Source organism: Acidobacteriota bacterium (assembly GCA_035529075.1).
Classification (GTDB): Bacteria; Zixibacteria; MSB-5A5; order GN15; family FEB-12; genus DATKXK01.
Map to the genome: position 1 here is coordinate 130,178 of DATKXK010000015.1, position 20,833 is coordinate 151,010.

At 60.5% G+C, this 20,833-nt stretch carries 20 protein-coding genes; 3 read left to right on the plus strand and 17 right to left on the minus strand.

Going from position 1 to position 20,833, the window contains the following annotated elements; all coding sequences use genetic code 11:
- Window positions 1–13 precede the first annotated feature (13 nt).
- Window positions 14–1,822 carry a transglutaminase-like domain-containing protein gene (locus VMY05_10245; protein ID HUV31454.1) on the plus strand — a complete coding sequence of 603 codons (1,809 nt, stop codon included), beginning with the start codon at window positions 14–16 and terminating at the stop codon, window positions 1,820–1,822.
- 62 nt (window positions 1,823–1,884) lie between these two features.
- Here VMY05_10245 and VMY05_10250 read toward each other — a convergent pair whose 3' ends face one another.
- The 17 genes from VMY05_10250 to VMY05_10330 all read right to left on the minus strand — a co-directional run bounded on the left by VMY05_10250 (window position 1,885) and on the right by VMY05_10330 (window position 18,010).
- The gene (locus tag VMY05_10250; GenBank protein HUV31455.1) at window positions 1,885–3,336 is read right to left on the minus strand and encodes a trehalose-6-phosphate synthase; all 1,452 of its coding nucleotides are present in this window, start codon (window positions 3,334–3,336) and stop codon (window positions 1,885–1,887) included.
- A 175-nt stretch (window positions 3,337–3,511) separates the two neighbouring features.
- The gene (gene otsB, locus VMY05_10255; protein HUV31456.1) at window positions 3,512–4,297 is read right to left on the minus strand and encodes a trehalose-phosphatase; all 786 of its coding nucleotides are present in this window, start codon (window positions 4,295–4,297) and stop codon (window positions 3,512–3,514) included.
- A gap of 10 nt (window positions 4,298–4,307) precedes the next feature.
- Window positions 4,308–5,546: a glycosyltransferase gene (locus VMY05_10260; protein ID HUV31457.1), complete on the minus strand. Its 1,239-nt coding sequence runs from the start codon at window positions 5,544–5,546 to the stop codon at window positions 4,308–4,310.
- A complete protein-coding gene (locus tag VMY05_10265; GenBank protein ID HUV31458.1) occupies window positions 5,530–6,228 on the minus strand; it encodes a DUF5752 family protein in 699 nt (232 codons plus the stop codon). Before VMY05_10265 ends, VMY05_10260 begins: the two co-directional genes overlap by 17 nt.
- Window positions 6,229–6,372: 144 nt before the next feature.
- Complete coding sequence (locus VMY05_10270) at window positions 6,373–6,939, minus strand: hypothetical protein (protein HUV31459.1); 567 nt, start codon at window positions 6,937–6,939, stop codon at window positions 6,373–6,375.
- A gap of 167 nt (window positions 6,940–7,106) precedes the next feature.
- Window positions 7,107–8,273 (minus strand): ABC transporter permease, encoded by a 1,167-nt coding sequence (locus VMY05_10275; protein HUV31460.1) that lies wholly within the window; start codon window positions 8,271–8,273, stop codon window positions 7,107–7,109.
- Between the two features lie 10 nt (window positions 8,274–8,283).
- On the minus strand, window positions 8,284–9,441 hold the full coding sequence (locus VMY05_10280; GenBank protein HUV31461.1) for an FtsX-like permease family protein: 1,158 nt from the start codon (window positions 9,439–9,441) through the stop codon (window positions 8,284–8,286).
- The gene (locus tag VMY05_10285) at window positions 9,438–10,118 is read right to left on the minus strand and encodes an ABC transporter ATP-binding protein (protein HUV31462.1); all 681 of its coding nucleotides are present in this window, start codon (window positions 10,116–10,118) and stop codon (window positions 9,438–9,440) included. Before VMY05_10285 ends, VMY05_10280 begins: the two co-directional genes overlap by 4 nt.
- Window positions 10,119–10,133: 15 nt before the next feature.
- A complete protein-coding gene (locus VMY05_10290) occupies window positions 10,134–11,327 on the minus strand; it encodes an efflux RND transporter periplasmic adaptor subunit (protein HUV31463.1) in 1,194 nt (397 codons plus the stop codon).
- Between the two features lie 186 nt (window positions 11,328–11,513).
- Window positions 11,514–11,825 carry an iron-sulfur cluster assembly protein gene (locus tag VMY05_10295; GenBank protein ID HUV31464.1) on the minus strand — a complete coding sequence of 104 codons (312 nt, stop codon included), beginning with the start codon at window positions 11,823–11,825 and terminating at the stop codon, window positions 11,514–11,516.
- A gap of 2 nt (window positions 11,826–11,827) precedes the next feature.
- Window positions 11,828–12,307 (minus strand): SUF system NifU family Fe-S cluster assembly protein, encoded by a 480-nt coding sequence (locus VMY05_10300; GenBank protein ID HUV31465.1) that lies wholly within the window; start codon window positions 12,305–12,307, stop codon window positions 11,828–11,830.
- Window positions 12,304–13,581, minus strand: a complete 1,278-nt coding sequence (locus VMY05_10305) for a cysteine desulfurase (GenBank protein HUV31466.1) — start codon at window positions 13,579–13,581, stop codon at window positions 12,304–12,306. The genes VMY05_10300 and VMY05_10305 overlap by 4 nt, the downstream gene beginning before the upstream one ends.
- A 30-nt stretch (window positions 13,582–13,611) precedes the next feature.
- The gene (locus VMY05_10310) at window positions 13,612–13,926 is read right to left on the minus strand and encodes a Rieske 2Fe-2S domain-containing protein (protein HUV31467.1); all 315 of its coding nucleotides are present in this window, start codon (window positions 13,924–13,926) and stop codon (window positions 13,612–13,614) included.
- 3 nt (window positions 13,927–13,929) lie between these two features.
- A complete protein-coding gene (gene sufD / locus VMY05_10315) occupies window positions 13,930–15,243 on the minus strand; it encodes a Fe-S cluster assembly protein SufD (protein HUV31468.1) in 1,314 nt (437 codons plus the stop codon).
- 2 nt (window positions 15,244–15,245) lie between these two features.
- Entirely contained in the window at window positions 15,246–16,679 is a 1,434-nt protein-coding gene (sufB, locus tag VMY05_10320; protein ID HUV31469.1) for a Fe-S cluster assembly protein SufB, read from the minus strand.
- Window positions 16,672–17,451, minus strand: coding sequence for a Fe-S cluster assembly ATPase SufC (sufC, locus tag VMY05_10325; GenBank protein HUV31470.1), 780 nt, complete (start codon window positions 17,449–17,451; stop codon window positions 16,672–16,674). The genes sufB and sufC overlap by 8 nt, the downstream gene beginning before the upstream one ends.
- Window positions 17,452–17,467: 16 nt before the next feature.
- Window positions 17,468–18,010, minus strand: coding sequence for an Rrf2 family transcriptional regulator (locus VMY05_10330; protein ID HUV31471.1), 543 nt, complete (start codon window positions 18,008–18,010; stop codon window positions 17,468–17,470).
- A 236-nt stretch (window positions 18,011–18,246) separates the two neighbouring features.
- Here VMY05_10330 and VMY05_10335 point away from each other — a divergent pair, with 236 nt between their 5' ends.
- Window positions 18,247–18,795 carry a manganese efflux pump gene (locus VMY05_10335; GenBank protein HUV31472.1) on the plus strand — a complete coding sequence of 183 codons (549 nt, stop codon included), beginning with the start codon at window positions 18,247–18,249 and terminating at the stop codon, window positions 18,793–18,795.
- A 246-nt stretch (window positions 18,796–19,041) separates the two neighbouring features.
- Entirely contained in the window at window positions 19,042–20,823 is a 1,782-nt protein-coding gene (gene iorA, locus VMY05_10340; protein ID HUV31473.1) for an indolepyruvate ferredoxin oxidoreductase subunit alpha, read from the plus strand.
- Window positions 20,824–20,833: the final 10 nt, after the last annotated feature.

Sequence of the window (20,833 nt, forward strand, 5' to 3'; positions counted from 1 at the left end):
ATTCAGAGGTGGTTTGGAGGTTGCAACCGGCCTGCCCGTGAGCGGCGCGCAGGCGCCGATTCCGCTTTGCCTTTCCGCCGGATCGGCCGCCGCCAGTCCGGATGCTTTGGCCGGGCGCGTCTCGACCGTGGCCGAGGGCCGGCTGCGGGCAGGAAACGGACATAACCTGCGCGCGGCTCCTATTGACGCCGACCGCGCGCGTGCGTACTATCTCCTGCAGGAACCATGTGACTCGGAGGTAAAGATGCGCTTGGTAGGTCTTCAGACGCTGTTTCTTCTGTCAGTCGCGACAGCCGCCCCGGTGACCGCGTCGGGAGAAGCAGGGCCGTACCCCGCGGACGTCGCGGCTGTCCTCGAGGCTTCAGGAGAAAACCGCGCCGAGCTTGAGAAGGTGCTGCATAACTATGCGGCCCCCGCTGATTCGCTGAAACTGAGGGCGGCGTACTATCTTATCGGCAACATGGAAGGTCACAGCTACGTCACGTATGGACTTCACGATTCGGCCGGGGCCGAAGTAGCCTTTGACGTCCTTGACTACCCGGACTATGGTTCCCTCAGAGAGACGTTTGACACGCTGGAGTCGCAGTGGGGGACGCTGGAATTCGAGCGGCGGGAACCTTTGGCGGACATGCATTCCATTACGGCCGACTTCCTGGTAACGCAGATTGACTATGCCTTTCGCGCGTGGCGGGAAAAGCCGTGGGCCGCCGGGCTTTCGTTCGAAGCATTTTGCGAGTACGTGCTGCCTTTCCGCGGGAGCAACGAGCCCCTCGAACCCTGGCGCGCGGAGTTCTGGGATCGGTATGCGGACGTAGCCGACGGATCGGTCGACCCCTCCGATCCCGTAGCGGTAGCCCGGTTGATCAATGATGACATCAGATCCTGGTTCAGGTTTGACGAGCGCTACTACTATCACCCCACGGACCAGGGCCTGTCCGAAATGCTTGAGAATCAAATGGGCCGGTGCGAAGACATGACGAACATCACCATCTATGCGATGCGCGCCAACGGCCTGGCCGTCACCAGTGACTATACACCCTACTGGGCCGACGCCGGCAATAACCATGCCTGGAATGCCATCGTCACCGGCAGCGGTAAGGTGATCCCGTTCATGGGAGCTGAAAGTAATCCCGGGGAGTACCACTTGGCCCACAAAATGGCCAAAGTATACCGCAAGACTTACGGAAAACAGCCGGGCAACCTGACCTTTCAGGAACGAAAGCAGGAGAAAATCCCCCGCTGGCTGTCGGGCAAGAGCTATCTCGACGTCACTGCCGACTACACGGACGTCTGCGACGTGACGGTGACGTTTGACGGGCCGATACCCGATTCGGTTGATATCGCTTACCTCTGTGTTTTCAATTCCGGGGAGTGGCAGGCCATCCACTGGGGAACGATCAACAACGGCGCCGCTCTGTTTACCGACATGGGTGCGAACATAGCCTACCTCCCGGCGCTGTTCCTCAACGAAGAAGTCTATCCTTTCGGCGACCCGTTTATTCTCCGCTCTGACTGCTCTCCGGCCGATCTTGGGCCGGAAAGTGGTTCCCCCATCTCTGTGACGCTGGTTTCGGCAACGAGGCCGAAAGCGACGGCGGCCGCAGGCGCCGAGATGGAGGTCTTTCTTACCGCCGGGACGGCTTACGAACTGTTCTACTGGAGTGACGGGTGGCAGTCGGCGGGCACGTCGATTGCCGACGGCGGGCCGATGGTGATTGACGGCGTGCCGTCAGGTGCCCTGTACTGGCTTGTGCCTGAGGGTTCGAATCGTGAGAATGAGCGCATCTTTACTTTTGCAGGCGGCCAACAGGTATGGTGGTAAGAGGCCGGCCAGGGCCGGGGGCTGAAAGTCCGGGACTCAGTGGTACGTGGTGAGCGGGGGGGCTACTCGGTAGTGTGAAGGAACTGCGAGGGTTCCTTGGCGGCCGGTCGGTCGGCACCGAGGAACCATTCGACCCAGCGTGCCACGTTGTTGCGTCTGATTTCTGAGCGCAACAGGCGCATCCGACGTTGACGCTCCTCCGCCTGCATGATATAGGCAGAGTAGACAGCGTCCGCAGTCCCCTCCAGATCGTACGGATTTACGAGCAACGCCCCTCTGCCCAACTGGTCGGCCGCGCCCGCGAACTCGGACAGGACAAGCACACCCTGGTTGTCGATGGACGCGGCGCAGTACTCCTTGGCCACGAGATTCATGCCGTCCCGCAACGGAGTGATGAACGCAATCTCGCACGCTCGGTAGTGCCCCAGTAACTGCGTTCTGTCCAGTTCGCGAAACTCGTAATGAATGGGAGCCCAGCCCTGCCGTGAGAACCGCGCGTTTATGCGGCCCGCGAGGGCGTCGAGATCCCCTTTCAGCTGCTGGTATTCCGAGACGTTGGGGCGTGAAGGCACCACGATCTGGAGCAGCGTAATCTTGCCGTGCACCTCGGGGTACTTTTGAAGCATCTTTTCAAAAGCAAGGAAACGTTCCGGAATCCCTTTAGTGTAATCCAGTCGGTCCAGCCCCAGCACAAGTGTCTGCTCAGGGAAGTTCTCGTGCAGGTACCAGGCGGCGTCGGCCACCGCGCCGTCCTTCGCGCCCTCGCTGAACTCGTCGAAATCGATGCTGATGGGGTAGTGCCCGAGGATGATTTCGCGCTGATTGTACCGTATCACGGACTGGCGTTTGTAGGCTCCGCGCTGCGCCTCGGGTACGTGCCACTTCAGGCACTGGATGAAGTTACGCCGGTCACGCGCCGTCTGAAAACCGAGGTGATCATAATCAAGCATGGACTGAAGCAACTCCTGCTTCCACGGCAGGCGCCGAAACAGGTCCACGGAGGGGAACGGGATGTGCAGGAAGAAGCTCAGTTTCTGCCGGACGCCCAGTTCGCGCAGGAAATGGCCCGCCAGAAGAAGCTGATAATCATGTATCCAGATTAAGGCGTCTTCGCCGATGTTTGCCAGGACGGTTTCGGCAAATCGCCGGTTCACCTGTACGTACGTCTGCCAGTTGTCGGTGTCAAACGAGAACTGCCCCAAGAGATCGTGGAAAAGCGGCCACAGACTCTTGTTGGAGAAACCGCGGTAATATCTTGCGTTCTCCTCTTCACTGATCACGACCTGTTTAAGGTCGTAATCATGCGTGCGGCTGTAAGCCTCGAGCAGTTCCGCAGCGGGGGCCTCAGGCGGGCAGCCCGGCCAGCCGACCCAGACGCCGCGATTTCGCCGCATGATGGGCGCCAGGGCCGTTACCAGCCCTCCCGGGCTTGCCTTAACCTTCCACTCGTCGCCGTCCTTGTAGATTGCGATCGGGAGGCGGTTAGACACGACGAGCAATCTTCCGCCGGTCATCTAAATGCTCCTTGCTGTTCGTCGTTGCCAGGTTTCAGGCTTTGGCAAAACACTGATGATGTACGTCGGCGATTATCATTAAAGCCCTGTCAACGCTCCCAAGATACTGGTTTGCCGCTCCCGGCGCAAGCCTCAGGGGAGATTGGTGATATTCGCGGAGAGAGGCAAGCTCTTGTTACTCAACCGATTGCAACCACCGGTCAAGGAAAGCCAATAATTCTTCCGGTGGAGTCAGCCACAGATCGGCGGCGGTCGTGCGCTGCTGAGTTCGCACCAGCACTCGCAGCCCGCGGCCGGCCAGGGCCGCAAACGCATCCTCGTCGGTGCGATCATCACCGGCATAAGCCAGCGGGGCATCAGCCGGCAGCTCGCCGATCACCTGGTCGACGGCACGGGCCTTGTCTATTCCGGCAACTTTCAACTCAAGGCCGCCGTCGAACTCGTGTACTTCCAGGCCGAAGGTCGCGCTCGTCTCGCTCCATGCTCCGGTAACGCGTAAATGAATCTCGCGTCCTTCCGATGCGGGCAGTCCGCGCCAGTGAAAGGCCCGCGACGTTGCCTTCCTCTCGACCAAAGAGGTCAGGCCGGCTTCTTTTGCCCATGAGTCGATCCGGTCCAATCCGGCCGCAGCCTCCGGCGGCAGTTGCACGACCTGAATAGTGCCGTCGGGGAGACGTCGCTCGGCCCCGTGCATTCCCCAGATCTCAGGCGTGCCATCGAGAGCAAGCAGCGGGATTATGTCCTTGGCCTGGCGACCGCTTACGATGACGAGCCTGGTGGCCGTCACGCCCTGCAAGCGGTTGAGACGTTCGCGAATGCCCTGGTATGGTACGGCCCGATCACGATCGGGGACGAACGGTGCCAGCGTACCATCGTAATCCAGCATGAGAGCCGACCGATTCGACCGGGTCAGCACGTCGAAGAAGTGGTCGAGGTTAAAATCGGGATTGAGCAGCCGCATGAAGGGTAAGTTAACTCGCCATGAGATGATTGGCAAATCCCTTGCGAACGCCAAGCATCAGGGTGAGGTATTCGCGGAGGTGGCGGGTCAGGAGGAAATTCTCGATTACGAACCTCCGGGCGGTCTGCCCCATCCAGGTGGTTTTCTGCGGGTTGCGCAGCAGTTCGCGAATCCGCAACGCCGCCCCTTCGGGCGTGTTCACCAGATACCCCGTATGGTGATTGTGAACCTGAAGACGAATACCGCCGACGTTGCCTCCGATTACGGGCTTACCCTTCCACATGGCCTCCGTCACCGTGAGGCCGAAACCCTCCTGGGTCGACTTCTGAATTATGATAGTCGAGGCCCGTTGCAGAGCGTTGATGGCCCGGTGAGCGTTGGCCGGCAGATCCAGAATGTGAATCCGATCGTTTCCGGCGGCGCAATCTCTCACTTCGTCCAGCACGGCTGCTCCCTCCGGATCGTCAGTGGCGCCGCCGCCCGCCAGAACGAGGCGGGCGTTGATCGAACTGTTCAGCAGGGTGAACGCCTGGATGACGCCGACCGGGTCCTTGAACCGGTCGAAGCGGGAAATCTGGGTGAGGATGGGTAAGTCCTGCGGGACACCCAGGCTCTCCAGGGTCGAAGAGATCTCATTTTCGGTAAGTTCGCGATTCTTGTCGCTCAGCGGGTCGATCGAGGGGGCGATGATGAACTGGGGATGATTCAGCGACTGGGCGAAATCCGGCATGGAGAAGACAGAGGCATCGTATCCTGACACCTTTTCCCGGAGATAGTTCCAGACTTTGCGGTTGGGGCGGCTCACGTCGATATGGCAGCGCCAGATCCACTTGCCCCGGCGGTTGCCGCATAATTCCAGCAGGGCGGCCGGCTGCGGATCATGAATGAATACAAAGTCAGCCTGTTCAAGGACAGGCCGCAGGCTTTCGGCGTTGGCCGCCGCCGTCTGCTCGTAAAGGTCCAGCATCTGGCGCGTAAGGTGGACATCATTGCCCTGCAGGCCGTTGTGAAACGCCTTGGTCACCTGGTAATACTCGGGCGGTCCCTCAACCGTTTCCCACCTGGTGTTCAGGCCCAGGTCGTTCATGAGAGGAACCAGCCAGTTGAGGATTTCCGCCACGCCGCCGCCCAGACGGGTCGAATTCACGTGCACCACCTGCGCGCCGGCAACGTCTCTGGCCAGTTGCCTGAGCTGAGATATAGCGCTGGCCCCGGCAACGGCCTCGTAGCCTCTAAGAACTCGTTTCACGGGCCGGCTCCAGCGACAGGACGTTTTCTACAGCGCCAATAAGACGGCGTTTTAACTCCGGAAGGGTCAGGAAGTAAAAATCGATCCCCCGAAGGGCCCCGATCAGTGCCTCGGTGCCTTCCCCGAAACCACTCAGCCAGGCCGTGAAGTCATCTTGGTGGTCCGGTATCCGACGGCGTGCTTCCACGAAGTGGTAGTAGATGGAACTGAGGCTCAGGCGTGGCAGCTTCCTGCGTAGGTCCTGGGGGGAAAACAGCTTGCGATTGGTATTAAAGACCACCGTAACCGCCTGCATGAAGCGGAAATCGTCGCCCTTCTGAACCCACGGAATGTGCTGGACCTCGCTGAGGCGTTCATCGATCAGGTCGACCACCATGGTCCGAAGCGTCTCCAGATCGGGCAGCACGTACGGATTAATGATGCCAAGCCGCTCGGCCAGAACCCGGTCGCGCAGACCGCGTGATGCCCAGATGGCAAAGTCATTGCGGTACTCCGGGTCGTCAAACGAAGGCCGAATCACGGTCTCGCAAAAATGGTGAAAAAGGCATTCCACCGGGCACAGGAGAAGGCGTTCCCTGAGTTCCCGGAGATTCAGAGCGGTATCAACTCCGGCCATCCGCGAGACCAGCGTGCAGTCCTTGATCTCAAAGGGCATGTTAGTCTTTTCGGTTGCAGTTACCACGCGCTTTAGAATCATCCTGCATTCGGCCTGACCCGCGGCCGTTTGCTCTAAATGTTTGTTTCCTGGCCTGAGAAGCCACCGGGCGCGCTTGCGGATGGTACGTGAGGTCGGCTTAGTCTGCAGCCGCCGTCGCCCATGTAATTTTTACGTACTCTGCCTGCCGGTGCCGATTATGCGTTCGGCTTCCACTACTTCCGGGGGCTTCGGTCGTATTCTGCGGACACGGAACTCGACGCTGGCGACCGCGTGCAGGGGATGGTGCACCGTGGAATCTTTCAAGTATACGCTGAGAACGGAATCCGTGATCCGATAGCAGTCACGCTCCCACCGTCCCTGGAAGAAGTACTCATAGTCCTGGCCGCTGAGAAACCGGACTCTGAGCGCGTACTCGATGTCCTGGCTTCCCGGGGGCAGCAGACCGCAGATGGGGCACAGGCGCGGATTCACTCTTCCTCCGTCACCGCTCACGCGGGGCCGCCGGGTCAGCCGGACCAGTTCTTTCCGGAGACGGCCGTGGCGGCAGTGCAGGTATTCCTGGCCGGCCGTGCCCTGAAGCGAGCACTGGTGCATTTCGTTCGGAAGTTCACCCGGTCTTGGGCTGCATCCGGACGGTGCACCGAACAGCTTCTGCCACCAGTCAAAAAGCGTTCTGCCCGCCCGCTGCTTCAAGGATTCCCGCCTCTTCGTCTGTTCGTGATTGTCCGATTTCATCGTCTACACAGTCCTTGATGCCAAAACCAGCGAGTACCTCTTAGAATACAAACATCCGCTGTGACAGGCAAGCGGTTGTTCGCCCGCCGGCGTGGTTTCAGCGATCGGTACCCGGATTTGCGTATGCGTAAGTTCACCGGTTCGCAAGCCTCATAGTTTAAGGAATCTCATTTATGTCTCAACGTATTCACAATTCGCAGCCGGGATGCCCGCACCGCCGGCAGGAAGCCGCCGGCAATGCCCATTATCAGCGAGAATACGAGGGCCTTGACGGCGATGGCGGGCGATATGGAGAAGGAAAACGATATCTCGGCGAAAGTCGCGAAATTCGTCGTCGAAACGTCACGCAGCTGCAAAACATTGGCCAGCAGAACGCCCGCCAGTCCCCCGGCGAGACCGACAAATGACGATTCCACCAGAAAGGTCGCCAGGACCGTCGAACGGCCGAAGCCGAGAGCACGCAGGGTGCCGATTTCCCGCATCCGGTTGGCCACCGCCGCGTAGGCGGTGATCATGGCCCCGACTATCGCACCGAGGGAGAATATGATGGAGATGGCCATGCCGAGAATCTCGATGAAAGTCGTGAACGACCGGGACTGGCGACGATAGTACTCAATCTCCGGCATCACCTCGACCGTGAGCCGAGGGTCTGATTCCAGCCTGGTTTTCAGAAGATCGCCGTCGGCCGGATTGTCGAGCCGCAGAATAAAAGATGAGTAGACCGGCCGCTGAAAGGCGTCCATGAGCTGGTCGACATCACCCCAGATTTCCGATTCAAAGCCGGACCCGTCCGCCTCGAACAGCCCCACGACCGTCCAGTCGCGCATGCCGAACCTGACGGTTTCACCCAGGCCGCAGCCTTTGAAATTCTGCGCCACCTTGATTCCGGCGATGATCTCCGAGGTCCCGGGACGCCACATCCGCCCCTCGGCAAGCTTCACGCCCGGGCGGATCTCCATTGAGAGGTCGCTTACGCCGCGAACGGTTATGTTACTTTCGGCACTGCCTGAACGTTTTGGCTGGTTTATCAGGACTACCATCTCGGCGGCCAGCAGGGGCCTTCCGGACCGGCTGACGGCGATGGCCGGGTCAGCTTTTACAACGTCGGCCTGGTCTCGCCCGAGTATGGAGACGATCTCGGTGCTGGCCGACTGGCGGAGGACCACCAGGTTGGGCGCCTCGCCTGTCTCCACCAGGGCCTGAGTCAAACCGTGCGAGAGCATGAGTACCGCGCAGAAGACGAGAACCACCAGGGCGATTCCAGTGAGGGTCAGGATAAACGTGAGCCTGCGGGCAAAGCTGTTGCGCAGGGAGTAATGGAGCAGTACGAGCATAAAAGTACCTTCAGTCGATAGGCCGCAGGCCGTCCACTACCGGTGTCAGGAGTGCTCGCAGGGTGGGGAAGACGGCCGCAAGCAGGCCCACCGCCAGGGCGGCGGCCGCACCGAATATCAGGGTTGTCTCGGTCAGTGGTATTCTGGGCAGGAACCCCCCGGCGCCGGCTTCCAGCAGCGGCAGCACCAGGAACGCCAGGGCCAGTCCGAGGACGGCACCGGACGCGGCGACGAAAACTGACTCTCCAAAAACCAGGCCGATGATGTGGAAGGGGCGAAAGCCAAGCGTCTTCAGAAGAGCGTACTCGTTGGTTCGCTCCCTGGCCGCCATGGCCATGGTGTTTGCCAGCACGAGGAGGATAACGCCGATGACCAGTAGCGAAATGACTCGCAGGCCAAGAATTATCTGGCTCGACATGGAGACGAACGACAGGCGGAAGGCTTCTTCGGTTTCGGTCCTGGTCTCGGCCAAGGAGTTTTTGAACAACGCGTCTATCGCCCGGGACATTTCGGGGGCCCGACCCGGGTCATCGGTTTTGACGGCAATGGCCCCTATGTGTCCGGCCCGCGCGGGCGCCTCGGATTTCATTCGCTCGTCAATATAGTCGTAGCGGAAGAACCACTGTGACTCGTTGATATCGTCACGCGCGCCCGTATACACGCCCCGAATTATGAAATCCCAGTTCCCGGGGTAGATGTCGCCGATTATGCGCACCGCGTCACCCGGCTCCCAGCCGAACCGGTCGGCGAGACGGCGCCCTACGATCGCGGCGTTGCGCTCCCTGGTGAAGGCTTCCCACTGATCGGGCGGGATGACGTATTCCGGGTACAGGTCGAAAAAGGTCGTGTGGTCGACTGCAAATTTGGCGAAGAAATTCTTCTCGTCGATGTAGATGCCGTTGAACCACGTCGAATGCGTGACACCAGTGACACCCGGCACGTCGGCTATCCTGTCGACATAGGCAAGGGGCAGATCAAAGATGAGCGACACGGCGTTCCGCACGATCAGCCGGTCGGGCGAGGCCGCCCGCGAGTTCAGATACCAGGCGTCGATGGCGCTCCGGATCACGCAAAAGGCCGTGACCGCTATAGCCACCCCGAGGATCGTAAGCGACGTCCGCAGGGAGTGCCGGGTGGCGTTTTTCACTATGAGTTGAAAGACCCTCACGCGGCTGCCAGCTCCCCTTTATCCAGATGCTGGATGGCGTGCGCCTTCTCGGCCACGCGCGGATCGTGCGTCACGACGATTATGGTTTTCTGATACTCCCGGTTGAGGCGGACGAGCAGGTCCATAACGTCCTCGGCGGACTGCTTATCCAGGTCACCGGTGGGCTCGTCGGCCAGGATGATGTTCGGGTCAGTCACCAGGGCGCGCGCGATGGCCACGCGCTGCTCCTGGCCGCCCGAAAGCTGGTTCGGGTAATGCTTCATGCGGTCCTGCAAGCCGACTATGGACAATGCGGCCTCGACCTGGCGCCTGCGCTCAACCTTGTTCAGCCTGGTCAGGAGAAGGGGAAGCTCGACGTTTCCGAAGGCGTTCAGGACGGGCATCAGGTTGTAAAACTGGAACACAAAGCCGATGTGATGGCTGCGCCAGCGGGCCAGAGCCGACTCGCTCATACCGGAAATCTCGTTGCCGGAAACGGTCACGCGGCCTGCCGACGGTCGGTCGATCCCGGCCAGCAGGTTCAGCAGGGTGGTCTTGCCCGATCCTGACGGGCCCATGAGGACCTGAAACTCTCCGCGAGGAATGGTCAGGTTTATGCCGCGCAACACCGGGATTTCCAGCTTGCCGCGGTAATATGATTTGGAAACGTTTTCCACGTTGACTATCGATTGTTCCATGAATTACCCGAACTTTCAGGTTGATACTTCGATTTTCTGACCGGTCTTCATTTTGCCGGGAGGTGACAGAACCACCTGGTCGCCTGCCTCCAGTCCGCCGGTGACTTCGACCACCGTGCCCAGGTCGCGGCCGATTGAGACTGCAACCGCTGAAACCCGCCCACCGTCGACACGAAACACCAGACGGCCGCCGTCACGAACGGTGACCGCTTCTCTGGGTATGACCAGGGCGGAAGTCTGCACGCTCGAGTCGGGCTGCGCGGAGTTCGGCAGAAAAGTCACACGGGCCGACATTTCCGGCAGCACGCGCGCGTCTATCTCAGTGAAAGCCACCTTTGTTAGCACGGTCGCACGGGCGCGGTCGGCCGTCGGGACGATCTTCTTCACGTAAGCAGGGTAGCGCACAGCGGGATATGCATCGAGCACTATCTCACAGCGTTGGCCGACCTCCACCTTGTATATGTTTGACTCCGAGACATCGGCTTCAACTTCGAGCGAGGTCATGTCGGCAAGCGTCACGACTGAGCCCTTGGACGTGGGAGAGGAGGCAAACGGCGCCACGATCTCGCCGACGTCGGCATTCTTGCTCAGTACCGTGCCGCTGAAGGGCGCCCGGATGTAAGTGTTGTCAAGATTGACCTCGGCTACCCGGACGGCCGCCGCCATGGCGTCGACGTAAGCCAGCGCCGCTCTGTAGCGAGCCTCGGCGGCTTCGAGCTCAAAATCGGTGACCGCGCCGGAACGAAGCAGTTCTCTCTGTCGGCGATAGTTGCGGCCCGCATCGAGCGTGTCGACCTCCGCCCTCTTCAGGTTGGCCTGTTGAAGTTCCAGGCTGGCCCTGATGTCCTCGTTGTCCAGGGCGGCGATCGTCTCACCGGCCTGAACCCGATCGCCTTCCTCGAACCCCAGGTACTCCAGGCGACCGGTCCCTTTGGAGGCCACCTCGGCCTTGCGTTGAGCCACTACATAGCCCGTTGCGACCAGCTCAGCCGCAGCCTGTGAAGGGCTCATCGGGCGCGCAAATGCCGTCCTGACCTGCACCGCCGGTATGACGGCCTGCTTTAGTATCAAATAACCGACCACGGACGCAGCCGCGACAATGAGAACCACGCCCCACAACCACGCTTTGCTCCGGGGATGGTCGCCGAACTTCTTTTCGCTGTCTATGCGCAGTGACGCAACATCGGGCTTTTGCTGACTGTGTTCCATTCTGACGACTGTATCTGTTTCTTAAGGGTTGTTGCGAGAAACCGCTCACATACGAAACATTGGGTTGCGGTCAATGGTTCCGGCCGATTGGGCACACCCATACCGAAAGTCACGGCCCGGCAACCGGGGGAATTCGGGGAAAGCGGAAGCGGAGGAGTATACCGGGGCGGCTCCGGCTGTGGCTTTCTACCAGATGCCGAGTTTATCCTTGGCGAGATCGGAGCACATTTCCCTGGGGTCCCAGGGCGGGTCCCAGACCAGGATGATCTCAACCTTCGTAACACCTTCCACCTGGTCGACCGCCCGGTGCGCGGCCGTCATCAACATCTCACCGTATGGGCAGCCGGGGGTGGTGAGGGTCATTTTCACCGTAACTTCGCCCCCGTCGCCGATCACAACATCATAAACCAGCCCGAGATCGACGATGCCGATGCGTATCTCCGGATCCTGGACCGAACGCAGGGCGTCCAGCACGGCTTCGCTGGTCGGTGCGGCCATGATTATTCGCTGTCCTCCGTCGTCACGTCGGTCCTGCCTGCCGGCTGCCCGCTCTGGTAGCTTTTCAGACCTTCAATCAGGGTAATCCATGCCAACAGGGCGCACTTGATGCGCACCGGGAACTTGCGCACGCCCTGAAGCGCTTCGAGGTCCTCGAGTTCCTCGGGAAGGTCGGCGTCCTCGCCCTTGAGCATGCTTCGCACGACTTCGGCCAGTTTCCCTACTTCTTCGAAGGTCCTCCCCTTGACCGCTTCGGCCAGCATCGAGCCGGAGGCGACCGAGATGGCGCACCCCCGGCAGTCGACGTGGATGTCCTTCAGAACGTCATTCTCGAGTTCAATCTCCATGTCGATTTCGTCGCCGCAGGCGGGATTCTGCCCGCCTGAGGAGATGTCGGATTTTTCCAGCGGTTTCCTGCCACGGGGAGCCCGGTAATGGTCAAGAATGATGTCGCGGTACATTTCGTTCAGGGAGGAACTCATACGCCGAAGTATCTCCTCATCTCCAGCAGCGCCTCGCACAGGGCGTCTATGTCGGCCTCGTCGTTGTAAATATAAAGGGAGGCGCGGGCGGTGGCAACCTTTCCGAGGGTGCGCATAAGGGGCTGGGCACAGTGATGGCCCGCCCGGATGGCGATCCCCTTGGAGTCCAGGAAGGTGCTGATGTCGTGCGGATGGATATTCGCGTCCGTGAACGAGATCGCGCCGCCGCGGTTGGCGAAGTCCTGCGGTCCCTGGATCTCGACGCCCTTGATCGCGGAGAGGCGTTCGATGGCGTACCGGGTCAGCTGGATCTCGTGTTCGCGCACGTGCTCCATGCCGATTTCTTCCAGGTACGTCAGGGCAGCGTCGAAAGCGATAACCCCGGCGATGTCAGGCGTCCCGGCTTCGAACTTGTGCGGCAAATCGTTCCAGGTCACGCGGTCAAAGCGCACCTCGCGAATCATCTCGCCGCCGAAATTGAACGGGGTCATGTCATCGAGCAAATCGCGCCTGCCCCACAGGACGCCGACCCCGGTCGGCCCGAGCATTTTGTGCGACGAGAAGGCGTAGAAATCAGCGCCCAGTTCCTTGACGTCGACTGGCATTTGGGCCGCCGCCTGGGCGCCGTCAGCGACAACGACCGCACCTCTGGCGTGGGCTGCCGCGGCGATGTCCGACACCGCGTTGATGGTCCCGAGCACGTTGGACATGTGAGCGACCGCAACCACTTTCGTGCGCGGCGTGATGATGGTGTCGATATCGCTCAGGTTGAGGTGACCGCAGACGGTGATCGGAATCCGCTTGAGCACGGCCTTCCTTCTTTTCGCCAGCATGAACCACGGGACCATGTTGGAGTGGTGTTCCATCTCGGTGATGACGATTTCGTCGCCCTCACCGACGTGCTTATCACCCCAGCTATAGGAGACGAGATTGATCGACTCGGTGGTGCCTCGTGTAAACACGACTTCCTCGGGCCTGACGCCGCCGATGAAGCCGGCCGTGTGAGCGCGGGTGTGCTCGTATGAATTGGTCGCCCGCTCGGCCAGGGTGTGCAGGCCGCGGTGAATGTTGGCGTTGCTCTTGCGGTAGTATTCAATGACCGCGTTGATCACGGCCCGAGGTTTCTGTGAGGTTGCCGCGTTGTCCAGGTAGATCAGGCGATGGCCGTTCACCTGCTGGTCCAGGATGGGGAAATCAGCCTTGATTTTCTCTACGTCCAGTCCCGCCCGCCTGTCGCTTACCGTAAACGGCCTGTTTGAAGAATCCGGTGTCATATTGTATCCCCCGGGATGTCGTTCCTTCGCTTAGTCTTCGAGCGCGACATAAATACTGTCTCCCTCGACCTTCACTTCGAGTGTTTCCACCGGTACGACCGCCGGCGGAGCGGTGACGGCCCCCGATTTTGGGTCGAACCTGGCGCCGTGGGCACGGCACACAAGCTGGCCGTCGCTTATCTCGCCCTCGCTGAGCGGCACCGATTCGTGCGTGCATTCATCGACGACCGCGTAAAAACCTCCGGCCGCGTGGACGATCACGAACCGGTGAGGGCCGATTTCGAACCCCTTGAGCGTGCTCTCGGGAATGTCGGCCACCGACGCTACCTTGACGTATTCAGCCATCGTCTACATGTCCTCGAGCCGCCGCAGCACGAACGCCGTAATCCGGTCGCGCAGGTCGTCCGGCACCAGCTTCAGCGTCGGAGCCACAAAGCCAGACACGAGCATCCGCACGGCCTGATCCCGGCTGATCCCGCGACTGGCCAGGTAGAAGATAGAGTCCGGATCAACGGGGCCCAGCGTCGCGCCGTGCGAGCAACTCACGTCCTCGTTGAGTATCTCCAGCTCGGGAATGGTTTCGGCCCGCGTGCCCGGGCTGAGCAGCAGGTTGCGGTTTTCCTGGTACGCTTCGCAAACGCGGGCGTGCCTGTCTATCCGTATCAGCCCCGTGTAGGCCGATTGCGCCCGGTCCCGGAGAACTACCTTGAAGTCGATATTCGATACCGTCTGGCCGTGCGCGTGGTGGTGCAGAGTGTGGTTGTCGAAATGCTGGTGGCCCGTCCCAAAGAGGAGGCCGTACATCTTGCTCTCGGCCCCCTGGCCGTTCATGATGACGCCGAAGTTCTGTTTGCACAGGGTCGCGCCGAACACCAGGGGGATGGTCAGCATGTTGGCACCACGTTCGATCCTGGCCCGGTGCGTCAGGTAGGCCCGCATGCCCGGCCCCTGCCGTTGCAGCGTCACGTAGCGGGTCCGGCTGCCGGCAAGCCCGAACATCTCCACGGCGGCGTTGGCATACGAGAGCCCGGTTCCGTCGTTGGAGGAGCCGCCGCCGTACTCGTCGATCAGGGTCAGCTCGGCATTTCTGCCGACCACGACCAGCAGCCTGGGATACTGGACGGAACCGGCCGGGCCGGCTTCCCGCAGCAGATGGATCGGTTTTTCGACAACGCGGTTGTCGGGCACGAAAATGAAAATGCCGTCATTCCACAGTGCCCCGTTCATCGCTTCCATCTTTCCGGTCTGGCTGTTGACCAGGCCGTACAGATAGGGCTCTACAAGATCATGATGCTGCTCGACCGCCTTTGAAAGCGGCATGACCACCAGGCCCTGCGACGCCGGTTGATCCAGCCCGTAGCTCTTGATTTGACGTCCCCCGAGATCGGTCACAAGCCCTGCCAGGTGTCCGGATCTCAGATGTTCCAGCTCGATCTCCTCGACGGCGTCATGGTGATCGCCGAAAGGCGTATCGTCTTCGGACGGTTTGGCGAGAAACTTCGCCGGATCGGTGTACCGCCACAGGTGCAGACCCCGGCGAGGCAGAGGGGTACTGTTGAAACTCTCCTGCAGCGACCGCCGTTTCTGCCTGAGCCAGAGCGGCCCCTGTTCCAGAGCCGGAGCGGCGTCCGGGATCGTATATTCAGTCTTGCCGGTACTCATGATCAGCCTATTGACCCTTCCATTTCGAGTTCGATCAACCGGTTGAGCTCGACCGCATACTCGAGCGGCAATTCCTTCGTGAACGGCTCCATGAAGCCGTTGACGATCAGGAGCCGGGCTTCGTCTTCGCTCAGACCGCGACTGGTCAGGTAAAACAATTGCTCCTCGGCGACTTTGGAGACCCGGGCTTCGTGCTCGACACGCACCTGCTCGCAGTCGATTTCCATGGTAGGGTAGGTGTCGCTGCGGGCTTCCTGGCCGATCAGCAGGGCGTCGCACTCGACCGATACTTTGGAGTTATGGGCGTTCTTGTGCACCTTGACGAGGCCGCGGTACGAGGCCCGGCCGGCGTCCTTGGAGATGGACTTGGACGTGATCCGCGAGGACGTGCGCGGGGCCGCATGAATCACCTTGGCTCCGGCGTCCTGGTGCTGGCCGCTTCCGGCAAAGGCGACGGAGAGGATCTCCCCCCGGGCCCCTTCGCCCAGCAACTGGATGCAGGGGTATTTCATCGTCAGGCGCGACCCCAGGTTGCCGTCGACCCATTCGACGGTGGCATTGCTGTGAGCCGAGGCGCGCTTGGTGACCAGGTTGTAAATGTTACGAGACCAATTCTGGATGGTCGTGTACCGGATGCTGGCGCCTTCCATGGCGATCACTTCCACCACCGCCGAGTGCAGAGAATCGGTCGAGTATACCGGCGCCGTGCAGCCCTCGATATAGTGCACCCGGGCCCCTTTGTCGGCGATAATCAGCGTCCGCTCAAACTGGCCCATATTCTCGGCGTTGATGCGGAAATATGCCTGCAGCGGGACCTTGACGTCGACCCCGGGCGGAACGTAGATAAACGAACCGCCGGACCAAACGGCGGTGTTCAGGGCCGCAAACTTGTTGTCGCGAGTGGGAATGATCGAGCCGAAGTACTTCTCGACGATGTCCGGGTGCTCTCTCAGGCCGCTGTCCATGTCGAGAAAGACGATCCCCTGCTTCTTCAGGTCGTCGCGCATCGAGTGGTAGACCACCTCGGATTCATACTGGGCCGAGACGCCGCCGAGAAAATCTCTCTCCGCCTGCGGTATCCCGAGCCGGTCGAACGTCTTCTTTATATATTCGGGGACGTCATCCCAGCTCGTCTGCTGCTTCTCGATCGGCTTCATGAAATAGTAAATGTTATCAAAGTCGATCTCACTGAGCAGTTCCGTATTGCCCCACTGCGGGATCGGTTTGGAGTAGAACACTTCGAGAGCCTCGTGGCGGCGCTCGCTCATCCAGCGGGGCTCCTTTTTCATCCGGGAGATCATTTCCACTACTTCATGGTCCAGGCCCCTGGCCCCCTTGTGGAAGTAGTCCACCGGGTCCCGAAACCCGTACCTGGCGGCGTAATCCTCGTTGAGCGCCGTAAGGTCGCGCCTCTGGTCCTGCGCGGGCTTAGACATCGCTGACCTCCGCCTTACGCCCGAACTGTTTTTCCACCCAGTCGTAACCCTGCTCCTCCAGTTTGAGGGCCAGTTCGGGGCCGCCGGATGTCACAAATTGACCGTTCATCATGACGTGCACGTAGTCGGGTTTGACGTAGTTCAGGAGCCTCTGGTAGTGGGTTACCATCAATACACTGTTATTGGCCCCGCTGAACCGGTTGATTCCATCGGCCACCGTCTTGAGGGCGTCGATATCGAGCCCCGAATCCGTTTCGTCCAGAACGGCCATCTTCGGATTGAGAACCGACATCTGGAGGATCTCCACCCGCTTCTTTTCCCCGCCGGAGAAACCGTCGTTGAGGTACCGGGTGGCAAACGAGGGATCGATTGAGAGCTCCTTCATCTTGCTCTTGAGCAACTTCCTGAAGTCGGTCATGTCGGCGTCCTTGCCGCGATGTGCCTGCAGGGCGCTGCGCATGAAATTGGCCACCGACACGCCCGGGATCGCCAGGGGATACTGGAAAGCCAGAAAGAGCCCGGCCCGCGACCGCTCGTCGGCTTCCATCTCCAGAAGGTTCCGGCCGTCCAGAAAGGCCTCGCCCTGCGATATCCGGTACGACGGGTGGCCCATCAAGGCGTTGGAAAGAGAGGATTTGCCTGACCCGTTCGGCCCCATGATGGCGTGCACCTCTCCGGCGTGCACTGTCAGTGACACCCCCGAGACAACTTCCTTGCCCTCGATCTCTACGCGTACGTTCTTGAACGCCAGCAGTGCTCGTTTATGACTCATCATCTGTTCCTTGTGTCTATTCCTTGTCCTGAGTTGTGCGTTTGTAACGGTTTTCGTGCCGTTCGTGCGGACTGCTGCCCGCGCTGTCGGCCGGCGCATCCGAGCCCGCCTTCACACCCTGCTTGAACCGTTCTGCCGGCGCCGGGGCGTCTTCCAGAACGTCACGAAGGCTGGCGTTGGAGAGGAACGCCTGCACGTACCCGGCCAAGCCATCGAGCACCCCGTGGACCGAGCATCGATCACCATGCACACAGGTTTCGAGTTGCCCGGTGTATTTGCCGCAGTGGTTGGGATCGATCAGCGGTCCCCCCAGCGCGGTCAGTGCCTCATACAGCGTAATCTCCTCCGGGCGGCGGGCAATGCTGAATCCGCCGCCGCGCCCCCGTTCGGCCACGACAAGCCCCGCTTTGCGCAGGATAGATAACAGCTTGGACGCGTACGGCACGGACAGTCCCTCGATTTCGGCGATTTCAGAGATCGAGAGCTGGCCGCCGGGTCCGACTCGCGCCAGGCTGATCAGGCAGCGCAACCCGTATTCCTCTACTGCTGTAATTCTCATACGGTTACATGCTTTCGCTTACAGCCGTTCCCACCTATTGTACAAAAAGTTTACTCTTTTGTAAAGTATAATCTAACCGGTTTTTCGACATTTTTGTTCCGCTTTTTAGGGCCTTGAGTGATCTTTTCGCGCACCGGCGGCTCATCCCGGACTTGCCAGCCGGCGGCCGGGACTGTTTCTTGGCGGAGCAGGGCAGGTCATCCTGCAAAGGGCTGTCAACGGGTCGATACAGGCTGATGGATTTAGTAAATGTTATAGCGCTTGCCTTTGCTCTGGCCTTTGATGCCTTCGCGGTGGCGGTGGCGGTCGGTGTTCGGGCAGGGGAGTTGGAGCGCTGGTCCGTTTTTCGCCTTTCATTCCATTTCGGCTTCGCGCAGTTCGGCATGCCGGTAATTGGCTGGGAGGCTGGGGCGGTCATATTTGATCTCGTCGGGTCGGCCGGTAACTGGGTAGCCGGGGCCATTCTACTGACCATTGGCGGCCGGCTTATCTGGGAGCAGTTCAGGCCCGAACAGCGCCAGTGGAAGGGGGACCCTACCCGCGGCCTGAGCCTGCTGGCGCTGATGTTCGCGACCTCCATTGATGCCCTGGCAGCCGGGCTGTCTCTGGCGCTGGTGGGTGTGGACATTCTCTATCCGGCTGTGGTCATCGGTATCGTGGCGGCCGCGATGACCGTCGTCGGGTTGGTCTTTGGTCACGCGCTGGGACTCAGGTTCAGTCGGACTGCGGGAATCATAGGCGGCCTGCTGCTGATCGCGCTGGCCGTCAGGACGGTGATCTCGTAACGGCAACGTGCAAGGGTGCCGCATGTGACTGGTGTTCGCGAACAGGCCCGTTCACTCGCGTCCTGTGCGCGGCCGCTCGCTCCATGAAGGGAACGAATCGGTCTCCTCGTCGTGCGTGCGTTAGATAGATCGAAAATCCGCTTGCCAAAGGACGCAAGCGGGCTTATCGTTGTGAAATAATTCACACGCCAGGCGTTTACTCTGTAGCACGGTGGCAATGGAAATCCTCATATTTCGTGAGTCATAATGAAACAGTTACTTTCAGGAAACGAAGCGGTGGCCCGAGGCGCATACGAGGCGGGTGTGAAGCTTGCGGCCAGCTATCCCGGCACGCCCTCGACCGAGATTCTCGAGACCCTGGCCGCGCAGTACCGGTCCATTTACTCCCAATGGTCTCCCAATGAGAAGGTCGCCTTTGAGGTCGGTATCGGTGCCTCCCTGGGCGGGGCGCGGGCCCTGGTGGCCATGAAGCACGTCGGGCTTAATGTGGCCGCCGACCCGTTCATGACGTTTGCGTACACCGGCGTCAACGGGGGATTCGTGGTGGTTTCCGCTGATGACCCGGAGCTGCATTCCTCGCAGAACGAACAGGACAACCGATACTATGCCCGCTTCGCGCAGGTGCCGATGCTCGAGCCGGCGGACAGCCAGGAATCCAAGGACATGGTCATCACGGCTTTTGAGCTCTCGGAAGCGTTCGACATCCCGGTCATGCTGCGCATGACCACCCGCATATCGCACTCCAAGGGTGTCGTGTCGCTCGGCGAGGTGGCGGTGGCGCCGGAGCGGAAGTTCGTCAAGAATCCCCGGAAGTATGTAATGATTCCATCCAACGCCCGCGTCCGCCACGTTGCCCTGAGGGAACGGTTGGAGAAGCTGAGCAGGTTTACGGAGGAAACGCCGCTCAATTTCGTGGAGGACAACGGTTCCAGCATCGGCATTATCGCCGCAGGCGTCGCCTACCAGTACGCCAAGGAGGTTGCCCCGGACTTTGACTACTTCAAGATCGGCATGAGCTACCCGTTGCCGCTCAAGAAGATTGCCGACTTCGTTCGCGCCCACGAGCGCGTCATCGTGGTCGAGGAGCTCGAGCCGTTCATGGAGGACCAGATCAAAGTGGCCGGCTGCCACGTAAGAGGCAAGGAGTATTTTGGGCATCTCGGCGAGCTTTCGCCGCATCGCGTGGCCGAGGGGCTGAAGAAAGCCGGTGTCCTCGAATCGGTGACGGTGGCGTCCATCCCGCCCGAGGAAGGGATGTTTCCCCGGCCGCCGGTGCTCTGTCCGGGTTGCCCGCACCGGGGCGCTTTCATGGCTCTCAAGAAACTGGGTGTGGTGGCCACCGGCGACATCGGGTGCTATACGCTCGGCGTTCTGGAGCCGCTGGACGCCCTGGATTCCTGCATCTGCATGGGAGCCTCGATTGGCAGCGCCATCGGCATAGAGAAGGTCCAGGGTTCGGACAAGGGCACGGTGGCGGTGATCGGCGACTCCACTTTCCTGCACTCCGGCGTCACCGGGCTGATGGACGCCGTCTACAACAACAGCAACGTGACGGTCATCATTCTTGACAACCGCGCCACGGCCATGACGGGCGGTCAGCAGCATCCCGGAACGGGGCGCACCCTGATGGGGGAACAGGCGGGTCAGATCGACATCGGCACCCTGTGCAAGGCCCTCGGCGTCAAGAACTACCGCGATCTGGACCCCTATGACTACGAGGCTACGCTTAACGCCGTCAAGGAAGAGATAGCCCGGCCGGGCCCCTCGGTCATCCGCACCAGTCGCCCCTGCGTGCTGATGCCGAAACGCATCATGGATGAACCTTACGTGGTGGACCTGGAACTGTGCAACGCCTGTTCGGCCTGTTTCAGGATTTCCTGTCCGGCCATCGCGGCATCCAAAGAAACAAATAAGCGGGGTCATCCCAAGGCCGTCATAGATGAGACCGTGTGCACCGGCTGTACGCTGTGTGCCCAGATATGCCCAACAGAGGCGATTGTCCTCAGGAGCCAGTTTGTGGCACAGTAGGTGAGTGACT